Annotated in this window: 15 protein-coding genes; 11 read left to right on the top strand and 4 right to left on the bottom strand. The window is 66.4% G+C overall.

What is annotated here, in order from left to right; all coding sequences use genetic code 11:
* Positions 1–49 precede the first annotated feature (49 nt).
* From ABZ824_RS28825 to ABZ824_RS28810, 4 genes are all read left to right on the top strand, one after another.
* Positions 50–463 carry an SgcJ/EcaC family oxidoreductase gene (locus ABZ824_RS28825; RefSeq protein WP_356966714.1) on the top strand — a complete coding sequence of 138 codons (414 nt, stop codon included), beginning with the start codon at positions 50–52 and terminating at the stop codon, positions 461–463.
* Between the two features lie 50 nt (positions 464–513).
* The gene (locus ABZ824_RS28820) at positions 514–981 is read left to right on the top strand and encodes a hypothetical protein (protein ID WP_356966713.1); all 468 of its coding nucleotides are present in this window, start codon (positions 514–516) and stop codon (positions 979–981) included.
* 398 nt (positions 982–1,379) lie between these two features.
* Positions 1,380–1,808, top strand: coding sequence for a DoxX family protein (locus ABZ824_RS28815; protein ID WP_356966711.1), 429 nt, complete (start codon positions 1,380–1,382; stop codon positions 1,806–1,808).
* 553 nt (positions 1,809–2,361) lie between these two features.
* Positions 2,362–2,664: a hypothetical protein gene (locus ABZ824_RS28810; protein WP_356966709.1), complete on the top strand. Its 303-nt coding sequence runs from the start codon at positions 2,362–2,364 to the stop codon at positions 2,662–2,664.
* Between the two features lie 237 nt (positions 2,665–2,901).
* Here ABZ824_RS28810 and ABZ824_RS28805 read toward each other — a convergent pair whose 3' ends face one another.
* Positions 2,902–3,915 carry a YafY family protein gene (locus ABZ824_RS28805; RefSeq protein WP_356966707.1) on the bottom strand — a complete coding sequence of 338 codons (1,014 nt, stop codon included), beginning with the start codon at positions 3,913–3,915 and terminating at the stop codon, positions 2,902–2,904.
* Between the two features lie 103 nt (positions 3,916–4,018).
* On the opposite strand from ABZ824_RS28805, the gene ABZ824_RS28800 reads away from it, so the two are divergent.
* Positions 4,019–4,417, top strand: a complete 399-nt coding sequence (locus ABZ824_RS28800) for a VOC family protein (protein ID WP_356966705.1) — start codon at positions 4,019–4,021, stop codon at positions 4,415–4,417.
* Between the two features lie 105 nt (positions 4,418–4,522).
* Here the strand turns inward: ABZ824_RS28800 and ABZ824_RS28795 are convergent, their stop codons facing one another.
* Positions 4,523–5,485: an NAD-dependent epimerase/dehydratase family protein gene (locus ABZ824_RS28795; protein WP_356966703.1), complete on the bottom strand. Its 963-nt coding sequence runs from the start codon at positions 5,483–5,485 to the stop codon at positions 4,523–4,525.
* 84 nt (positions 5,486–5,569) lie between these two features.
* Here ABZ824_RS28795 and ABZ824_RS28790 point away from each other — a divergent pair, with 84 nt between their 5' ends.
* The 5 genes from ABZ824_RS28790 to ABZ824_RS28770 all read left to right on the top strand — a co-directional run bounded on the left by ABZ824_RS28790 (position 5,570) and on the right by ABZ824_RS28770 (position 10,120).
* The gene (locus tag ABZ824_RS28790) at positions 5,570–6,187 is read left to right on the top strand and encodes a TetR/AcrR family transcriptional regulator (protein ID WP_356966701.1); all 618 of its coding nucleotides are present in this window, start codon (positions 5,570–5,572) and stop codon (positions 6,185–6,187) included.
* Positions 6,188–6,330: 143 nt separating this feature from the next.
* Positions 6,331–7,197: a hypothetical protein gene (locus ABZ824_RS28785; RefSeq protein ID WP_356966699.1), complete on the top strand. Its 867-nt coding sequence runs from the start codon at positions 6,331–6,333 to the stop codon at positions 7,195–7,197.
* A 226-nt stretch (positions 7,198–7,423) separates the two neighbouring features.
* A complete protein-coding gene (locus ABZ824_RS28780; protein ID WP_356966697.1) occupies positions 7,424–7,831 on the top strand; it encodes a hypothetical protein in 408 nt (135 codons plus the stop codon).
* Between the two features lie 294 nt (positions 7,832–8,125).
* The gene (locus ABZ824_RS28775) at positions 8,126–9,331 is read left to right on the top strand and encodes a glycoside hydrolase family 76 protein (protein WP_356966695.1); all 1,206 of its coding nucleotides are present in this window, start codon (positions 8,126–8,128) and stop codon (positions 9,329–9,331) included.
* An 84-nt stretch (positions 9,332–9,415) separates the two neighbouring features.
* Positions 9,416–10,120: a MerR family transcriptional regulator gene (locus ABZ824_RS28770; RefSeq protein ID WP_356966852.1), complete on the top strand. Its 705-nt coding sequence runs from the start codon at positions 9,416–9,418 to the stop codon at positions 10,118–10,120.
* A 90-nt stretch (positions 10,121–10,210) separates the two neighbouring features.
* On the opposite strand, the gene ABZ824_RS28765 is transcribed toward ABZ824_RS28770, so the two are convergent.
* Positions 10,211–11,365, bottom strand: a complete 1,155-nt coding sequence (locus tag ABZ824_RS28765) for a transcription termination factor Rho, short form (RefSeq protein ID WP_356966693.1) — start codon at positions 11,363–11,365, stop codon at positions 10,211–10,213.
* A gap of 466 nt (positions 11,366–11,831) precedes the next feature.
* A complete protein-coding gene (locus tag ABZ824_RS28760) occupies positions 11,832–12,449 on the bottom strand; it encodes a dihydrofolate reductase family protein (protein WP_356966691.1) in 618 nt (205 codons plus the stop codon).
* Positions 12,450–12,980: 531 nt separating this feature from the next.
* Here ABZ824_RS28760 and ABZ824_RS28755 point away from each other — a divergent pair.
* Positions 12,981–15,437 carry an FHA domain-containing protein gene (locus ABZ824_RS28755; RefSeq protein ID WP_355078638.1) on the top strand — a complete coding sequence of 819 codons (2,457 nt, stop codon included), beginning with the start codon at positions 12,981–12,983 and terminating at the stop codon, positions 15,435–15,437.
* Positions 15,438–15,612: the final 175 nt, after the last annotated feature.

Genomic DNA, 15,612 nt, shown 5'->3' with positions numbered 1-15,612 from the left:
CGAGGTCGCCGGAACACTGCAGGCGATCCGACCACCAAGGGAGACTCCGATGTCGAACCATCGCGCCGCAGACGAGGCCGCGATCCAGGCCGTGCTGGCTGATTCCTACAAGGCGTGGGAGGCGGGCGACGCCGACGCCATGGTCGCCAACTACACCGCGGACGCGACTGCCATCATGGCGGGCTCGCTCCGCGACAGTCGTGAGGTGATCCGCCAGAGCATGGCGCTGGCCTTCGCAGGGCCGCTCGCGGGCAGCTCAACCTACAACAAACAGCTCAGCGTCCGCTTCATCGGCGAGGATGCCGCGATCGTCATCAGCGAATCCGCCATCCTGTTCGCCGGCGAGACCGAAGTTCCCACCGACGAGCGCAAGGTGAACGCGACGTGGGTCCTCGAGAAGCGCAACCATCAGTGGCTGATTGCCGCCTATCACAACAGCCCGGTACTGGCGCCTTCCCAGTGAGCCGCGGCGTGAACCAGCCACCGCACTGACTGGACGGCCCTCATCCGTCGATGTGGATGAGGGCCGCCCGTCGCAGGGTGTATCGCGGCCTCGCGCTCTCCTGCGGATTCGACCTCTCGCCGGAGGATGCCACGTTCTTCGATCAGAACCAGAGCTACGACCGCGGCTTCACCGCTACGCACCTGGTGAACTGGTTGGTCACCGCCCTCTACGGGCCCCGGCGTGAGGACCGGGAGGCACGTGCCGCGATGGTGTGCGAGTTCGCCGAGGGCAAGCCGCCGGAGGGCATCCCTGAGCAGGCCGCCACGGTCATCACCCGGTACGCGCCGATCGCCGCGGCGATGTCCGCGTTCATGCGTGCGTTCCAGCAGGCGAGCCGGAGCACCCCGTATCCGGACGAGGAGATCCGCCGCCAGTTGGGCGGCCGGGCGATGCGACGAGAGGATCGGTCTCCGGTCGGTGCCTACCTGGTTCGATCGGTGAGCTACGCGCAGAGCTTATTTGGCTACGTAAGGTGAGTCGAGCGCTGAACAGTGCGTTTGACGTGCAGATATCGGATGTCAAGGGGGTCGAGTTCCGTAGCGGATTAGCGTCTGCGAAGAAGTAGGGCAGCGCTTGCATCGCTGCTGGTAGCGACTCTACTGAGGCCCCCATCCGGTATTCGGGTGGGGGCTCAGGCGTTTCGCCGGCGCGGTGCGATGGCCGACCTCGACCGCACGGTATGCGGCATTTCCGTGCGTCCTGATCGGGATCAGTTCGATCCGAGGGCAGCTCTGGCCGGAAACACAGCGCACATCCGGTCCCGACGGCGCGGTGAAGATTCTTTCGACTGCGGCGATGAGTTTTCCGGACCGCCCCCGTCCGTACTGGTGAACGCGCCACCAACCCGGCGCGACCGACCCAGAAGGAACAAGAAATGACCGCCATCACCGCCACCCAGACCACCGCCGCCGTCCACCCCGGCAAGATCCGCAACCGCGTCCTGTGGACCCTGCAGATCGTGCTCGGTCTGTTCTTCATCATCGCCTCCGGCGGCCCGAAGCTCGTCATCCCGCAGACCCTGATGGAAAACAACGCCACCGCCTTCTCGATCCCGTTGGCGCTGCTGGTCTTCATCGGTCTCGCCGAGGTCGCGGGCGGGATCGGACTCATGGTGCCCCGCCTGACCGCGGCCGCCGCGATCGGCCTGGCGATCGTCACCTTCCTCGCCGCCGGCTTCAACGCGTTCCTGGCCGACACCCCGGAATTGGCCCCCTTCCCGCTGGCGCTCACTGCGATCTTCGCCTGGATCGCCTACGAACGCCGGGCCTCGATCGCCGCCCTGCGCGCGCTGATGAAGCGATGACCCGTGCGTAACGCCCGGCTACCGGTGGCGCCCAGCCGCCGGTAGCCGCGTTGTGCGTTACGGGGACGGTCCGGTCGGGTTGGTCGGGCTGTCCCATCGGAGTCGCGGGGCGGACGTCACCGGATCGGACCGCCCACCCCGCGACCCTCCGAATCATGTGATGACAGTTGTTGTTTCGCAGCGGGGGTGTGGTGCCCAAGCCCGACGGGCGAGCCTGTGCCGTGTGCGGCGAGTCCTCTCATCGCTCGTCCGGCACCGTTATGGGAGCTGGTACAGGCGCGGCGGCGACGCGGCGCAAAACGGCTGCGCGCGCTCGCAGACACGACAACAGCGGCCCAAGTCCGCGCCGCGCTCGAACGCGAAGTGCTGGACAAACGCACCTGGGAGACGCAGTACCAATTGATCATGGCGCTGGGAACGACCGGCAGCCGCGAGGATGTCGAACTGTTGAAACACTGACGCTGCAACCTCGCTCGGCAACGATGGTCAACGCTGCTCTTGGCGACGCCATCGTCCGCCTGGGTCGTGACGTCGACAATGCCCGGCCCCCGCCATGTGGTGGCTGCAACAAGAGGTCGAACTTCTCGCTGACGGCGCGCTGCGCGCGGTCGCGATGCTGCGACTGAACTTCCCCGACACCGCGGTCGACGCCGTCATCGACTACGCCGAGGCCAGTTTCCACGATCTCGACCATAAGCTCCTGGCGTACTGGCCAGCGGTCGCAGCAGCCAGTTGGTCCGGGCCTCGTGTGCGGGCGTTTCTGACCCGATGCTCACAAGATGGCCGCCAGATGATCGCCGAAGCCGCCACGGACGCCCTGAACGGTCGTTACGGAAACTACGTGAGCGTGCTGTAGTTGACGTGGAACCGAATGCACGCAACCTCCAGCGGCGAGAACGGTTATCGGCATGAGCGCGCACTCGAGCTCACTAGAGCGAGCTGGGTGATGCGGCCAGAGGGGCTTGAGCCCCCGTCTGGTATCTGGTGGGGGCTCCGTCGTTCCGCCAGCACTGCCCGCGAGCCGGTTCCGATCAGCGCGCTATGCGGCTACTTAAGACTGGTGGTAGGGGCTTGATCCCGGCCAGGATCGGGTCTAGGTGGCCGGTGGGGGCTGCCAATGGGTTTGGTATGGGCCGTCGGCGGCCGCGGTGAGTAGGTAGGCCAGGGCGCGTACGGCGTCTTTGAGGGTGTCGGGGTGTTCGATGACGAACGGGCGATTCAGACCGGCGAGGACTGGGGGAATCCAGTCGAGTTGTTCGGCCCGGATTCGGACCCGGACCCACGGGCGGGTGTCGGGCGGCGGTGAGTCGATCTCGTGCATGGTCGCGATCGTCGCGGGGAGCAGCGGGCGGACCTGGCTGAGCGTGCCCTGCACTTGGATTGATACCTCGTGCCGGTAGGGCGCCGTGGCAAGTGCGGACAGTAGGTGAGCTGCCGGCTCGAATCCGGTGGGCGGAGTGAACGTTTCGGGCAGTGTGGTCACCGCGGTGATCCGGTCCAGCCGGAACTGGCGTAGTTCGTCGCTGTTGCTGTCCTGCCCTGTGAGGTACCACCGGCCGGAGTGGTCGACGAGCCCGTAGGGGTGCACGGTCCGCTCGCTGGGCCGCCCGTTTCGGTCGGTGTAGTCGATCGCGACCGGTCGGTGCTCGCGGGTGGCCTCTGCGAGGCGGAGCAGGACGGCGGTCTCGACAGCGGCTTCCGGGCGAGCGTCGGCGGTGAACTCGACGGTGTTGATCAATGCGTCCAGCCGGGCCGTCAGGCGGGCGGGCAGGACGCGGCGGAGTTTGGCCGTCGCGCTGTCGGCTGCGCGGCCGGAAGCTGTCGATCGGTCGGCGCCGCGGTTGGTGAGGAGTCCGAGTAACACCGCCACCGCCTCGTCGTCGGTCAGCATCAGCGGCGGCATTCGGTACCCGGGGGCGAGCTGGTAGCCCCCGTAGCGGCCCCGAACCGATCGGACGGGGATATCCAGGTCGGTGAGATGGGTGACGTATCGCCTGACGGTGCGTTCATCGACGCCGAGCCGTCCGGCCAGTTCACCGACGGTATGGGTACCGCCGGCCTGCAACAGCTCGAGCAGGGCCAGCACGCGGGCGGTGGGGCGTGTCATCGGGAAATTCTCGCATCTATACCGGGCGGAAACTGTCCGGTATCGACTCTACGGTGGCATGCGGCGGCGGAACTTCCGCCTCATCCGACAGCAGGAGCACACAATGAAGCTCGTCTCGATCCGCCTGATCACCGATGACATCCAGCGGTTGGTCAGCTTCTATCAGCACGTGACCGGTGTCGAAGCAACGTGGGCTACAACGGATTTCGCCGAAATCGTCACACCGGCCGGCGCACTCGCGATCGGAAGCACCCGCACCGTGGCGCTGTTCGCGGCAGGCAGCGCGCGCCCAGCCGACAACCACACCGCGATCATCGAATTCCTGGTCCCCGATGTCGATGCCGATTACCGACGGTTGCGGGATGCGGTCGAGGATTTCGTCAACGAGCCCACGACGATGCCGTGGGGGAACCGGTCGTTGCTGTTCCGCGATCCCGACGGCAACCTGATCAACCTCTTCACGCCGGTCACCGCGCAAGCCGTCGCCAAGTTCGCTTCTTGACATCCACTCATCGGCATGAGCGCGCACTCTAGTCGACTAGAGCCAGACACGTGAAAGCGGAACCTCGATCAGTGATGGGGCGGCTCCGCCCGATCCGCGCTGCGGCTAGATGGGCCGGCGGGTTTCGTCGAGACCCGCGATGCCCTCTGCGAAGCCGATGGCGGGCTCGTACTTCAGCTCGTGGCGGGCCAGGGTGATGTCGTATCGCCTTGGCAGGGCGAGGAATTCGATCTCGAATCGGGTCAGTGGCGGACGCCCGGGCAGCGGCAGGGTGGACCAGAGCCATTCGGCGGCACGGGCGAGGGCGAATAGCGGCCCGGACGGGACCGACCGAGTCGGCATCGACGCGCCCTGGGCAGCGAGCACGCCGGTCAGAAACTCGCGGACCGGCATCGGCTCGGCGTTGGTGATGAGGTACGTGCCGCCGGGCGTGCCCTCGCTCAGCGCGGCGGCGACAGCGGCGGCGACGTTGTCGACGTGGACATGTTCGAAACTTGCCATGCCGTGATCGATCAGCGGCAGCTTGCCGGCGCGGGCGCGGGTGGCCAGGTCGGCCAGCTGCCCCGAACCCGGACCCCAGATGAAGGTGGGCCGCAGCACGATCGTCTCGATCACATCCGCGTGCGCGCGGATCAGGTGTTCGGCGGCGAGTTTCGCTTGGCCGTAGCGCGAGCTGGGCACGGCCGGGGTGGGCTGGGATTCGGTGATGTCGAGCAGCGGCCGACCGTCCTGCAGCACTGATTCACTGCTGATATAGACGAATCGGCGTACACCGTGCCGCACGGCCGCAGCCAGCACATCGCGCGTGCCCTCCACGATCGCCTCATCGAGGGCACGCTGAGGAGCCCACGTCGACACCAATCCCGCCGCATGAACGACGACGTCGATACCGGCCAGCCGATCTTCCCAGGCTGCCACGTCCTCGAGGCTGCCCGGCACGACGGTTACCTGCGGAATGCGCCTGCCCGTGCCCCGGACCAACGTCGATACGTCGTGTCCGTCGGCCACCAGCCGATGCACCACACGTTGCCCCAGAAAACCGGTCGCACCCGTAAGCAGCACCTTCATCCCTATCTACCTTTCTCGAAAGTAACTTGACCGGTCATCATAGTATGATCATAGCTTGACCGGTCGGCATAGTATTCTGGAGATATGCCTCGTCCCCCGTCCGATTCCCGGCCGCGCCTGGTAGCGGCCGCCCGCGAGTTACTGCAACGCCAGGGCTATCAGGCCACCGGGCTCAGTGAGATCGTCGCTGCCAGCGGCGCCCCTCGTGGCTCGCTGTACTACCTGTTCCCGGGCGGGAAGCAAGAGCTGGCGGTCGCGGCGATCGAGGAATCCGCGGAGGAGTTCACCCGGTTGATTCGGGAAACTGCCGCCCACGCGCCGGACGTGCGCTCCTTCTGCGAGCAATTCGCCCTGCACTTGAGCCGCGGACTGGTCGAATCGGGCTATCTGGGCGGGTGCCCGGTCAGCACGGTCACCCTCGATTCCGCTCCGCGCTCCACCGCACTCACCCTCGCTTGCCGGGACTCCTATCGGCAATGGCGCACCGCCTTGACCCAGGCGCTGGTGCAGTACGGCATTCCGGCGGCGCGCGCCGAACGGCTCGCGGCACTCATGCTGTCAGCGGTCGAGGGGGCCATGATCATCGCTCGTGCCGAATGCTCCACCGTCCCGCTGGACGACATCCACCTCGACCTGGCCGCTCTCGCGATCGCAGCCACTGATTCCACTGGGACCCAAACGTCCAAGGCGACCGAAGGATAAGCTTCGGAACTCCAGATTCTGTCGTGCGTCTTATGGGACTGCCGCGGAGTGATCGGGCCCTCGCCTCGACTGCGGTTCTGAACATCCTGTACTGCCGAATTCGCTTTCAGGTCAAAGAAGTTCAGCGCGATAGGCTTTCGGTCATGAAGCGGCCAGACCTGAGCTCTCCGCCGACCTACGATGAAGCGCTGCGAATCGCGCGCGATCTGGTGCGGGATCCCGACACTCTTGTCCCATACCCCCACCAGGGGCTGGAGAATGCTCGCTACGGGCAAGGTTTCGCGTTCTTACAGACAATCGGAACCGACCGCGGCGAGATGGACGGCTACGTCCTGGTGACCACGACCAGTTACGGCAGCGGGCTACTGTCCGCGAGCGGAGACACCATCGAATCGGTGATCGCCGAACACTTGTCCCGAGCCGAACATGCCAACAGACACATCCCCGACAGCGAACTGTCGGTGGCGCACCGCCTGGCGCTCGAGGCCTACGACGGCGGCCTCACACGCATAGGCGAGATACCCCGGCACGGAGCGATCGCTCCCGAGGTAGCCGACTACGCCGAGTACCTTCTAATCGGACTGCGGCGCAGGGGCGTCCGGGGAGACTCGGCACGCAGCATCTTCGCCCGCAATGATTTCCTGATGCAAAGTCCGGCCGCTGGGCGTCGATACACGCAACCCTGCCCGCACTGCGACCGGCCGACGATCTATGAGGAACGCTACCCCCGCTCGGTCTGCGATCACTGCCTGAGCCGCACCACCGACCACGCCGGGCGCCGGGTCAGGGGTTTCAACACCAGTTTCAGTGGCGGAATGATCTGCTACTACGCGGATACGCTCGAGCACCCGGACGGCTCCGGCCCCCAGCAGGAGGAATGCGTCGAGATCACCCGAACCGGTGCTTGCTTTATCGACGGACACCCCGCGACCATGCAGGAGGCACGTTTCGGTGGGATCGTCGTCCAGATGGAGCCCCGCAAGTCGGCACGTCGGAGGTGGTTTCGGTAGGCCGAGCGAGCCGTAGTGCCCGCATACCGCGTTGACCCAACCATCAGCACCCGTCAGCGGTGACCATCATCGTGGGGTAACGGGTCGGACGCTGTGTCAGTCACCGTGTCAGGTCGGCATCAGTGCGCTGTCAGCCGCTCCGGACAAAGTATGCCCATCGAACAAAACGGGCCCGGACCGACACCGGTTCGGGCCACTGCCACAACGGATTTCGAAGGAGCACAAAATGTCCGCCACCCTCACCCTGACCGACCAGGACAAGGCCACCGTCCGCTCTGCCGCCTACGGCGCGGTTTCCTTGCTCGCCGCCGCCTCCGACAAGCCCCACAAGGCCGCCACCGCCGGCTCTATCGCGTTGACGTCGGCGACCGGTCGGGTCGGGCACGTGCTGAACGCGAAGTCCAAGGACATCCACCTGACCGGCAGGACCGTCGCCGAGCTGGCCGACCAAGTGCTGCCGGCCCTGGCTGCCGCGGTGGCTCTGCTCGACCAGCAGGATCCCGCCGAGGCCGGCAACTTCCGCAGCACCGTGCTGGTCGCCCTCGAAGCCGCTGCCGCAACGAGCCGCAACGGCCGGCCCGGCCCCGTCGTCGACGAGATGACCCGCAAGGTGGCTGCGGCTCTGGCCGCGTGAAAGAGCGGAGGCCAACCGCTGCGGGTCGCCGAATGAATCCCTGAGATCGCCTCGGCCCGCCGATTTTCGGGAATACCGCGCTGACCGGTTCGGTCAGCGCGGTATGCGGCATTGCAGCGCGTTCGAACGGTTAGGCCTATTGATTGCCGGGCGCCCTGCCCGACTGAACGCGCGGTTGCCGCCTGTACCTGGGGAGCCCGTCACCGCCGCGCCGCAATGGTCGTTGCGCGATAGGATCCAGCTGCCCGGTTTCCGGCTCCGGTGATCGTTGTTCAGTAAAGGGAGTCCGAGCGGATGGATCGCCGGAAGAAGGAAATCAGTCGGCGCGGTGTGTTGCTGGCGGCCGGAGCATCCATCGCACTCACCGCATTGGCCCAGCCCGCGCAGGCGGTGACGATCACGCGGAAAGTGTCCGCGGGCCCCGAGGAGCCGGGGAGACGGGCGGACCTGGCGGAACAGGCCATCGTGCAGCGGCACGTGCGCACGCTCTGGGGCCAGCCGCAGATGCGGCTTGGCACGCTCTTATGGCCGGGGTCCTTGCTGGACCAGTCGTTCGCGCGATGGTGCTACTGGTGGCAAGCCCACCTTCTCGACTGTGCGGTGGACGCCGCGTATCGCGCCGGCACGCCCGAACGCATAGACCGGGTCGTCGCCATCGCACGCGGTATCCGTACCCGCAACCTCACCGGCTGGACCAACCGGTACTACGACGATATGTCCTGGTTGGTATTGGCACTCGAACGCGCCGACCGGCTGCTCGGCGTCCGCTTCGGCGACGCCGTCGGCGAGCTGCGAGCCGGTTTGATCGAGGGATGGAATCCGGACGTCGGTGCGGTGCCCTGGAGGTCCGGCGACGAGTACTACAACACCCCCGCGATCGGTCCGACCGGCATCGCTATGGCGCGTTTGGGCGAACTGTCGCGCGCCGGACAACTCGCCGATTTCCTGCACACCCGATTGCGCGACACCGCCAGCGGCCTGATTCTCGACGGTGTCCATGAGCCCGGCGGACGAGTAGAGCGGACCGTCCACACCTACTGCCAGGGGGTGGCCATCGGGTTGGAAACCGAGCTGGCGCTTCGCACAGGTGAATCGCACCATCGCAGGCGCGTGGCAGATCTCGTCGCCGCGGCGGGGGACAGGCTCACCGACGCCGGGGTGATCGTCGCGGCCTCCGGCGACGACTCCGGGCTGTTCATGGGCATCCTCGCCAGATATCTCGCGGAAGCCGCACTGTCCTTGGACGACACCACCGCGGCGAATATCGTGCACGCCTCCGCGCAGGCGGCCTGGAAACACCGCGCCGAGGTGGACGGGCTACCACTGTTCGGTGTGGACTGGACCCGCCCGGTCACGGTGCCGGCGCATCCGGAAACCTTTCCCCAGTTCACCCACTCGTCCGCCGCTTCGTCGGCGAACCTGAGCAGCGATCTCTCGGTACAGCTGAGCGGGTGGATGCTGCTCGAAGCGGATCACCAGCTCACCGCCGCGGGCCGCTGAGCCCATGGGGGAAGCGCGGCGCGCAGGGACTTCTACCGCTTTTACCTGGAAGCCAGAGAGCAAAGACTCGATCGGAGGTGCAACCTGCGGCCCATCGACCTCGCCCGGGAACACGGGTTGTCCGCACAGGCGATCCGCAACTACGACGACGCGGGCATCCTCCCGCCGACCGAGCGCAGCGAGACCGGTTACCGGCGCTACACGCTCCTGCACGCGCAGGCGCTACGCGCTTTCCTGGCGTTGCGCGGTGGCCACGGGCACCAGCAGGCAATGGAGATCATGCGCGCGGCCAACCGCGGCGATACCGAGTCCTCCTACCGGCTCATCGACGCCTCCCACGTCGCGCTGCTCACCGAACGCGACACACGCACCGAGGTCGCCAAGGCCTTGGGCAGTCTGTCCACCGCGATGCCGACTCCGGTCCACGGTCGACCGTTGACCGTGGGTGAACTCGCTCGCCGAATCCGCGTGCACCCGGCGACCCTGCGCACCTGGGAGACCCAGGGCATCCTGCGCCCCGAACGCGATCGGGCAACGGGCTATCGCCAATACGGACCGGACTGCATACGCGACGCCGAGATCGCACGACAATTGCGCCGAGGCGGCTACCTGCTGTCCCAGGTCGCGCAGTTCATCGAGTCACTGCGCGAGGCAGGCGGGGCGGACGCGCTGCGGGCTTTCCTCGACTCCTGGCAGGACCGGCTGACCGCGCGCAGCCGCAACCTGCTCGCCGGCGCGGCCCAGCTCGATGCCTACCTCACGATGCTCGATCGCACACCCCGGGAATGATCCACAATCCGCGGAGCCGCGAGGACTGTGTCGACTCGCTCGGTGCGGCGAGTGGGGTAGATGCCGGTCTCCAGGCGCAGTAGACCCTTGTCAGCCCGCGTTGCGAATCTGGGTCAGGAATTCCGGGTTGGTTCCGGTTTGACGGAGGCCGGTCAGTAGCAGTTCGAGCGCTTGCTGCGGGTCGCGGCCCGAGAGGGTCTTGCGCAGGGACCCCGTGGCCGTGAGCTCGTCGGCGGACAGCAGCAGTTCCTCTTTGCGGGTGCTGGAGCGGTCGATGTCGATCGCGGGGAACAGACGGCGGTCGGCGAGGTGCCGATCGAGCTTCAGTTCGGCGTTTCCGGTCCCCTTGTATTCCTCGAAGATCACGGTGTCGGCGAGCGAGCCGGTCTCGACCAGGGCAGTGGCGATGATGGTGAGCGAGCCGCCGTGCTCGATATTTCGTGCGGCGCCGAGGAATTTCTTCGGTGGCGCGAGTGCCCCGGCATCGACGCCGCCGGAGAGGACGCGGCCGGACCCGGCGGCCGCCAGGTTGTAGGCGCGGGCAAGCCGGGTCAGCGAGTCCAGCAGCACGACGACGTCGTGACCCATTTCGACAAGGCGTTTCGCGTGTTCGATGGCCAGTTCGGCGAGTGCGATGTGGTCCTGGGCCGGTTGGTCGAAGGTCGCGGCGGCGACCTCGGCCGGTACCGCTCGGGACAGGTCGGTCACCTCTTCCGGGCGTTCCCCGACCAATACCAGCATCAGCTGGCATTCGGGATGATTCTTGGCGATGCCGTGCGCGATGGCTTGCAGCACAGAGGTTTTGCCCGCCTTGGGCGGTGCGACGACCAGCGCGCGCTGGCCCTTGCCTATCGGCATGACCAGATCGGTGACGCGGGTGGTCAGTTCATGCGGCTCGGTCTCCAGCCGTAGACGGTCCTGGGGATAGATGGGGATCAAGTCGGCGAAGTGCGGTCGCGCTCTGGTATTGCCGGGTGGCAAGCCGTTGATGCTGTCCACTCCGACAAGCGGTGCGAGTTTGGCGCCTTCACGTTTCGGTCCGACCGTGCCGGTGACGGTATCGCCGCGGCGCAGGCCGTGCTCGCGGATCAAACGCGCGGGCACATGAGCGTCCCGCGGTCCGGGCAGATAACCGTCGACGTGCAGCGAGGCGTGGTTGTGCGTGATGTCGAGGATGCCGGTGACCGATGTAGTCCGGTTCTCCCCGGTGGGGCTGTCTTCACTGTGGATAGTGTTGTCTTGCATGGTTTTCTCCTACGGGGGGCAATGAATGTGGCGGGTTGCCGATGAATGCCGCCTACGGGAATGACGCTCGTTGCGTGCGCCGTTAGGTGGCTGGGCGCTGTCTGCTCCGGACGTGCTGCCGAGCGCACGGCATACGAGACCGCCGTGGCGACTGTGGATTCTTGTGGGAGGGGGTCGACACCTACATCCACAAGATGGAGACCGCCTCACGGTAGCGGCATCAGCGACAACACGCAATAGCGCCCGTTTGTTCCCCGCCGTTGATCAGCTGAACTGCTCAGCACGCGAGCACGACTGCGCGCTGCTCGAGAGAGCCGCTTCGTGCACCTTGTGAAGTCGCGAATATGCTGTGGTGCAGGCACTTCAGACCCAGGCTTGCCTGTTTGTCCAAGCGCGCGGCATGGAGTGTGTACCGCCGGATGTGCTCGGGTGATGCGCGGCGGTGACCGGCAGACTCGTGCTCGGGTCAGTTCCCGCGTCGACGTTGCGAGTCGGGCGCCCAGTCCGGCTCCTGCGCCGCGGGGACGGCTCCGTCGGTCCGTACCCGGTAGACGATCTCGACCGACCCGCCCGGCAGCGCGCGCGAGGCTTCGAATTCCAAGCCCGTATCGACGCCCAGGGCATCAGTGAGGCGCATTCCTCCGCCGACCAGGAACGGCAGGACCACCAGCTCCAGCTTGTCGAGCGCGCCGAGCGCACGAAAGGTGTCGATCGTGCGGGGACCGCCGATGAGATGGACATCGCCACCGCGATTGGCGGCGCGCAAGCGCTCGAGCAGTCGAACCGGATCGCTTTCGACGATGACATCGTCGGGCGTGCCCTCCGGACGACGCGAGCCGAGCACGAACACCCGCAAGCCCGGCCACGGCCACCGGTCGTTTGTGAGCGCCGGTTCGAACGTGGTCCGGCCCATCAGCGCCGCCTCGACAGGCTCGAGGAATTCCGCGATGCCATGGCTGCCAGGCCCGTGGAGCGGATCCAGCACCTGGGGCGGCCAGCCGTTCGGAGTGGTCACATAACCGTCGGCACTCATGCACAGGCGTGCGCGGATCTGCATGCGGCTGTCTCCTGTCAGATCGGTCATGTGTGTCAGGACGGGCCCCCCGACCGAAAATCATCGGTCGCGGCGGCCGGCCTAGCCTTTCGGCATTGCGGCACAGGCGAAGTCGTGTGCACATCTGGAGTGGAACCGGTACGGGGTCGGCCGACGCTGTATAGGTAAGGAAGGTCGGGTGGCAAGCCGGTTTCGTTGCAAGAAAACGCAATCGGGCTGCGGCGATCGGACGTTTTCGGAACAACTACTGGGGCGATCGAGGATGATTTCAACATTGAACGATTTGTATTGCCGAGACCGTGTTAGCTGACCCCGGTGCTGAATGCGGAAATATCGCGACGAGGCGGGACTCACCTATCGATCCGAGCTGTAACAAGTTGTGATTCCTTGGATCCGACTTCCGTTTCTTCGGACGAGGCTGCCCCACTGTCTTCCACGCCTATTTGTACTGCTCAGCCGGGGTTCGTGCGGTGGAGTGAGATCGCGGCGGTGAGACTCGTGGCGAGATCGGGCGGTCGCGACTATTGCGGCTACCGTGTGGCGCGGTCGTATACTCCCTTTATGGCGGACGGATCATCCTCCACCGAATTGCCCGAGGCGCCGGTTCTCGTGGTCCAGACACGGGAACGCGTCTATCGGCTCCGCGCTGGTGGTGCCTATAACGTCGGTCGCGATCCGGCGGCCGATATCGTCGTCTCCGATCCCCGCGTTTCGTCGTTGCACGCCGTTCTGGAGCGTGGTGCGGACGGTTGGAAAATCGAGGACGCGCACAGTCTCAACGGCACATTCTTCGACGGTCACCGCGTCGATCGGATGGTGATCGATCACGACGAGACGTTCCAGCTCGGACACGCGGTGGACGGCGAGAAATTGGCTTGCTCGGTGGAAACCCCACCCGAGCAGGAACCCGATGGCGATGCCGGCGGCGACACGATGATCGTGCCGAACCCCGGCTACGCTCTCGACGACGAAGCAACGGTCACGAAGTTCCATCCGGGCCTGCCCCGGCGGGTGTCGCGGTCGGCGCCTCCGGCGGACCACCCCAGCGCGGTGGTCCGGATAACGTCGCCCACTCTCCGAATCGGGCGCGCCGCGGACAACGACATCGTCGCGCACGATCTCATGGTCTCCCGCCATCACGCCGAGTTGCGGACGATCGGTGCGGGCAGATACCGGATCGTCGACCTCGACAGCCACAACGGCACCTACGTCAACGGAGCCCGCGTCGCCGCCGCCGATCTGTCCGAATCCGACTTGATCGGAATGGGCCATACCACCTTCCGGTTGGTGGGCGACGAACTGCGCGAGTTCGTCGACACCGGTGACGTATCGGTCTGCGTGCAGAACATCACCGTCCGGACACCCGAGGGCAAGGTGTTGATGGACAGCGTGAGGTTCCCCATCCCGGGGCGATCGCTCGTGGGGGTGATCGGGCCGAGCGGGGCGGGCAAATCGACACTGCTCGGCGCGATCACCGGGTTGCGGCCCGCGACCGAGGGGACGGTGCTCTACGACGGCCGCGATCTGTACACCAACTACGACGAACTCCGCCACCGCATCGGATTGGTACCGCAGGAAGACATCCTGCACAACCAGCTTCCGACGCGCCGGGCGCTGCTCTACGCGGCCGAGCTGCGTTTCCCCGGTGACACGGGCCGCGAGGAGCGCGAGCAGCGGGTCGACGAGGTCCTCGACGAGCTCGGCTTGGCGCGGCACGCCGACACCCGCATCGATCGGCTCTCGGGTGGGCAGCGCAAACGCGTGAGCGTCGCACTGGAACTGCTGACCAAACCCTCCTTGCTGTTCCTCGACGAACCGACATCCGGCTTGGATCCCGGCCTGGACAAGACGGTCATGGAAATGCTGTCGGGACTGGCGCACGACGGGCGTACGGTCATCGTCGTCACCCACAGCGTCGCGAACCTCGATGCCTGCGACCGCCTGCTGGTCCTGGTGCCCGGCGGCCGGCTGGCCTACTACGGTCCGCCCGCGGAGGGGTTGCTGCAGTTCGCCGCGGGGAGCTGGGCCGAGGTGTTCCAGGCTTTCGACCGCGAGGAAGAGCGGGACTGGGCCGGGGAGTTCCGGGAGTCGCCGCGCTACGACCGCTACGTGTCGGTCGGCCCGACCGATGATGTCGTCCCCGCGGAAGTGCACACACCGACGCCGCCGCCACCGTCGCAGTCCAAGTTCAGCCAGCTCAGCACGTTGTGCAGGCGTTACCTCGCGGTGATCGCCTCGGACCGCAGTTATCTGGCGCTGCTCGGTGTCATGCCCCTGCTGCTCGGTGGGTTGATCGCCGCCGTGCCGGCCGGTCAGGGATTCACCGGTGCGCCGGGAACGAACGTCGATGCCGCGACCAAGCTCATGATCCTGGCGTTCGCGGCGTGCTTCGTCGGCACCGGCAACTCGATCCGGGAGATCGTCAAGGAACAGACGATCTATCGCAGAGAACGCGCGGCAGGATTGTCGGCCGGCGTCTATTTGATGTCGAAACTGCTGGTACTCGGCGTGATCACCACGCTGCAGGCGGTAGTGCTCGTCCTGATCGGCACCATCGGGGTAAGTATGCCGCCCACGGGGCTGTTCACCTCGGTCGAGCTGGAATTGATGCTGATGATGGCGTTGCTCGGCATCTCGTCGCTGGCACTCGGCTTGCTGGTGTCGGTATCGGTGAACACCTCGGAGAAGACGCTGCCGTTGCTGATCGTGCTGTCCATGGCGCAACTGGTTCTCACCGGCGGTCTGGTGCGGCTGCCCGGCACTCCCGTCCTGGAGCAGCTGGCATACATCGCGCCGGCTCGGTGGGGGTTCGCCGCGGGAGCCGCCACTCTCGACCTCGATACCCTCTCCCCGCATGAGGGGGGCCCCGACCCGCTGTGGAAACACACCATCGGCACCTGGCTGCTCGATATGGGAGTGGTCGCCGGTCTGGGAGCCATCTTCCTCGCGCTGGCCTGGTATCGCCTCTACCAACTGCGTCCACGGCGCCGCGGCGCCCGCCGCCCCGCAACGATTTGACGTCTTCGCGCGCCGCGCCGGCGCGCGCCCGCGGCGATCGGCTGCTCGAAGCCGCTACTCCCACAGCCGGGAAAGGGGCATGGGCCGTTGCGGGATACTCGACGGCGTCGGACTGGTAGGCCACGCACGGCCTGGTGAGCGTTGTCAGGCGTGAGGTGATGATGCTGGTATTCGC

Source organism: Nocardia sp. NPDC047038 (assembly GCF_040644075.1).
GTDB lineage: Bacteria > Actinomycetota > Actinomycetes > Mycobacteriales > Mycobacteriaceae > Nocardia > Nocardia sichangensis.
Note: the sequence above shows the minus strand (reverse complement) of the source record. Positions and strands in the feature narration are given on the sequence as shown.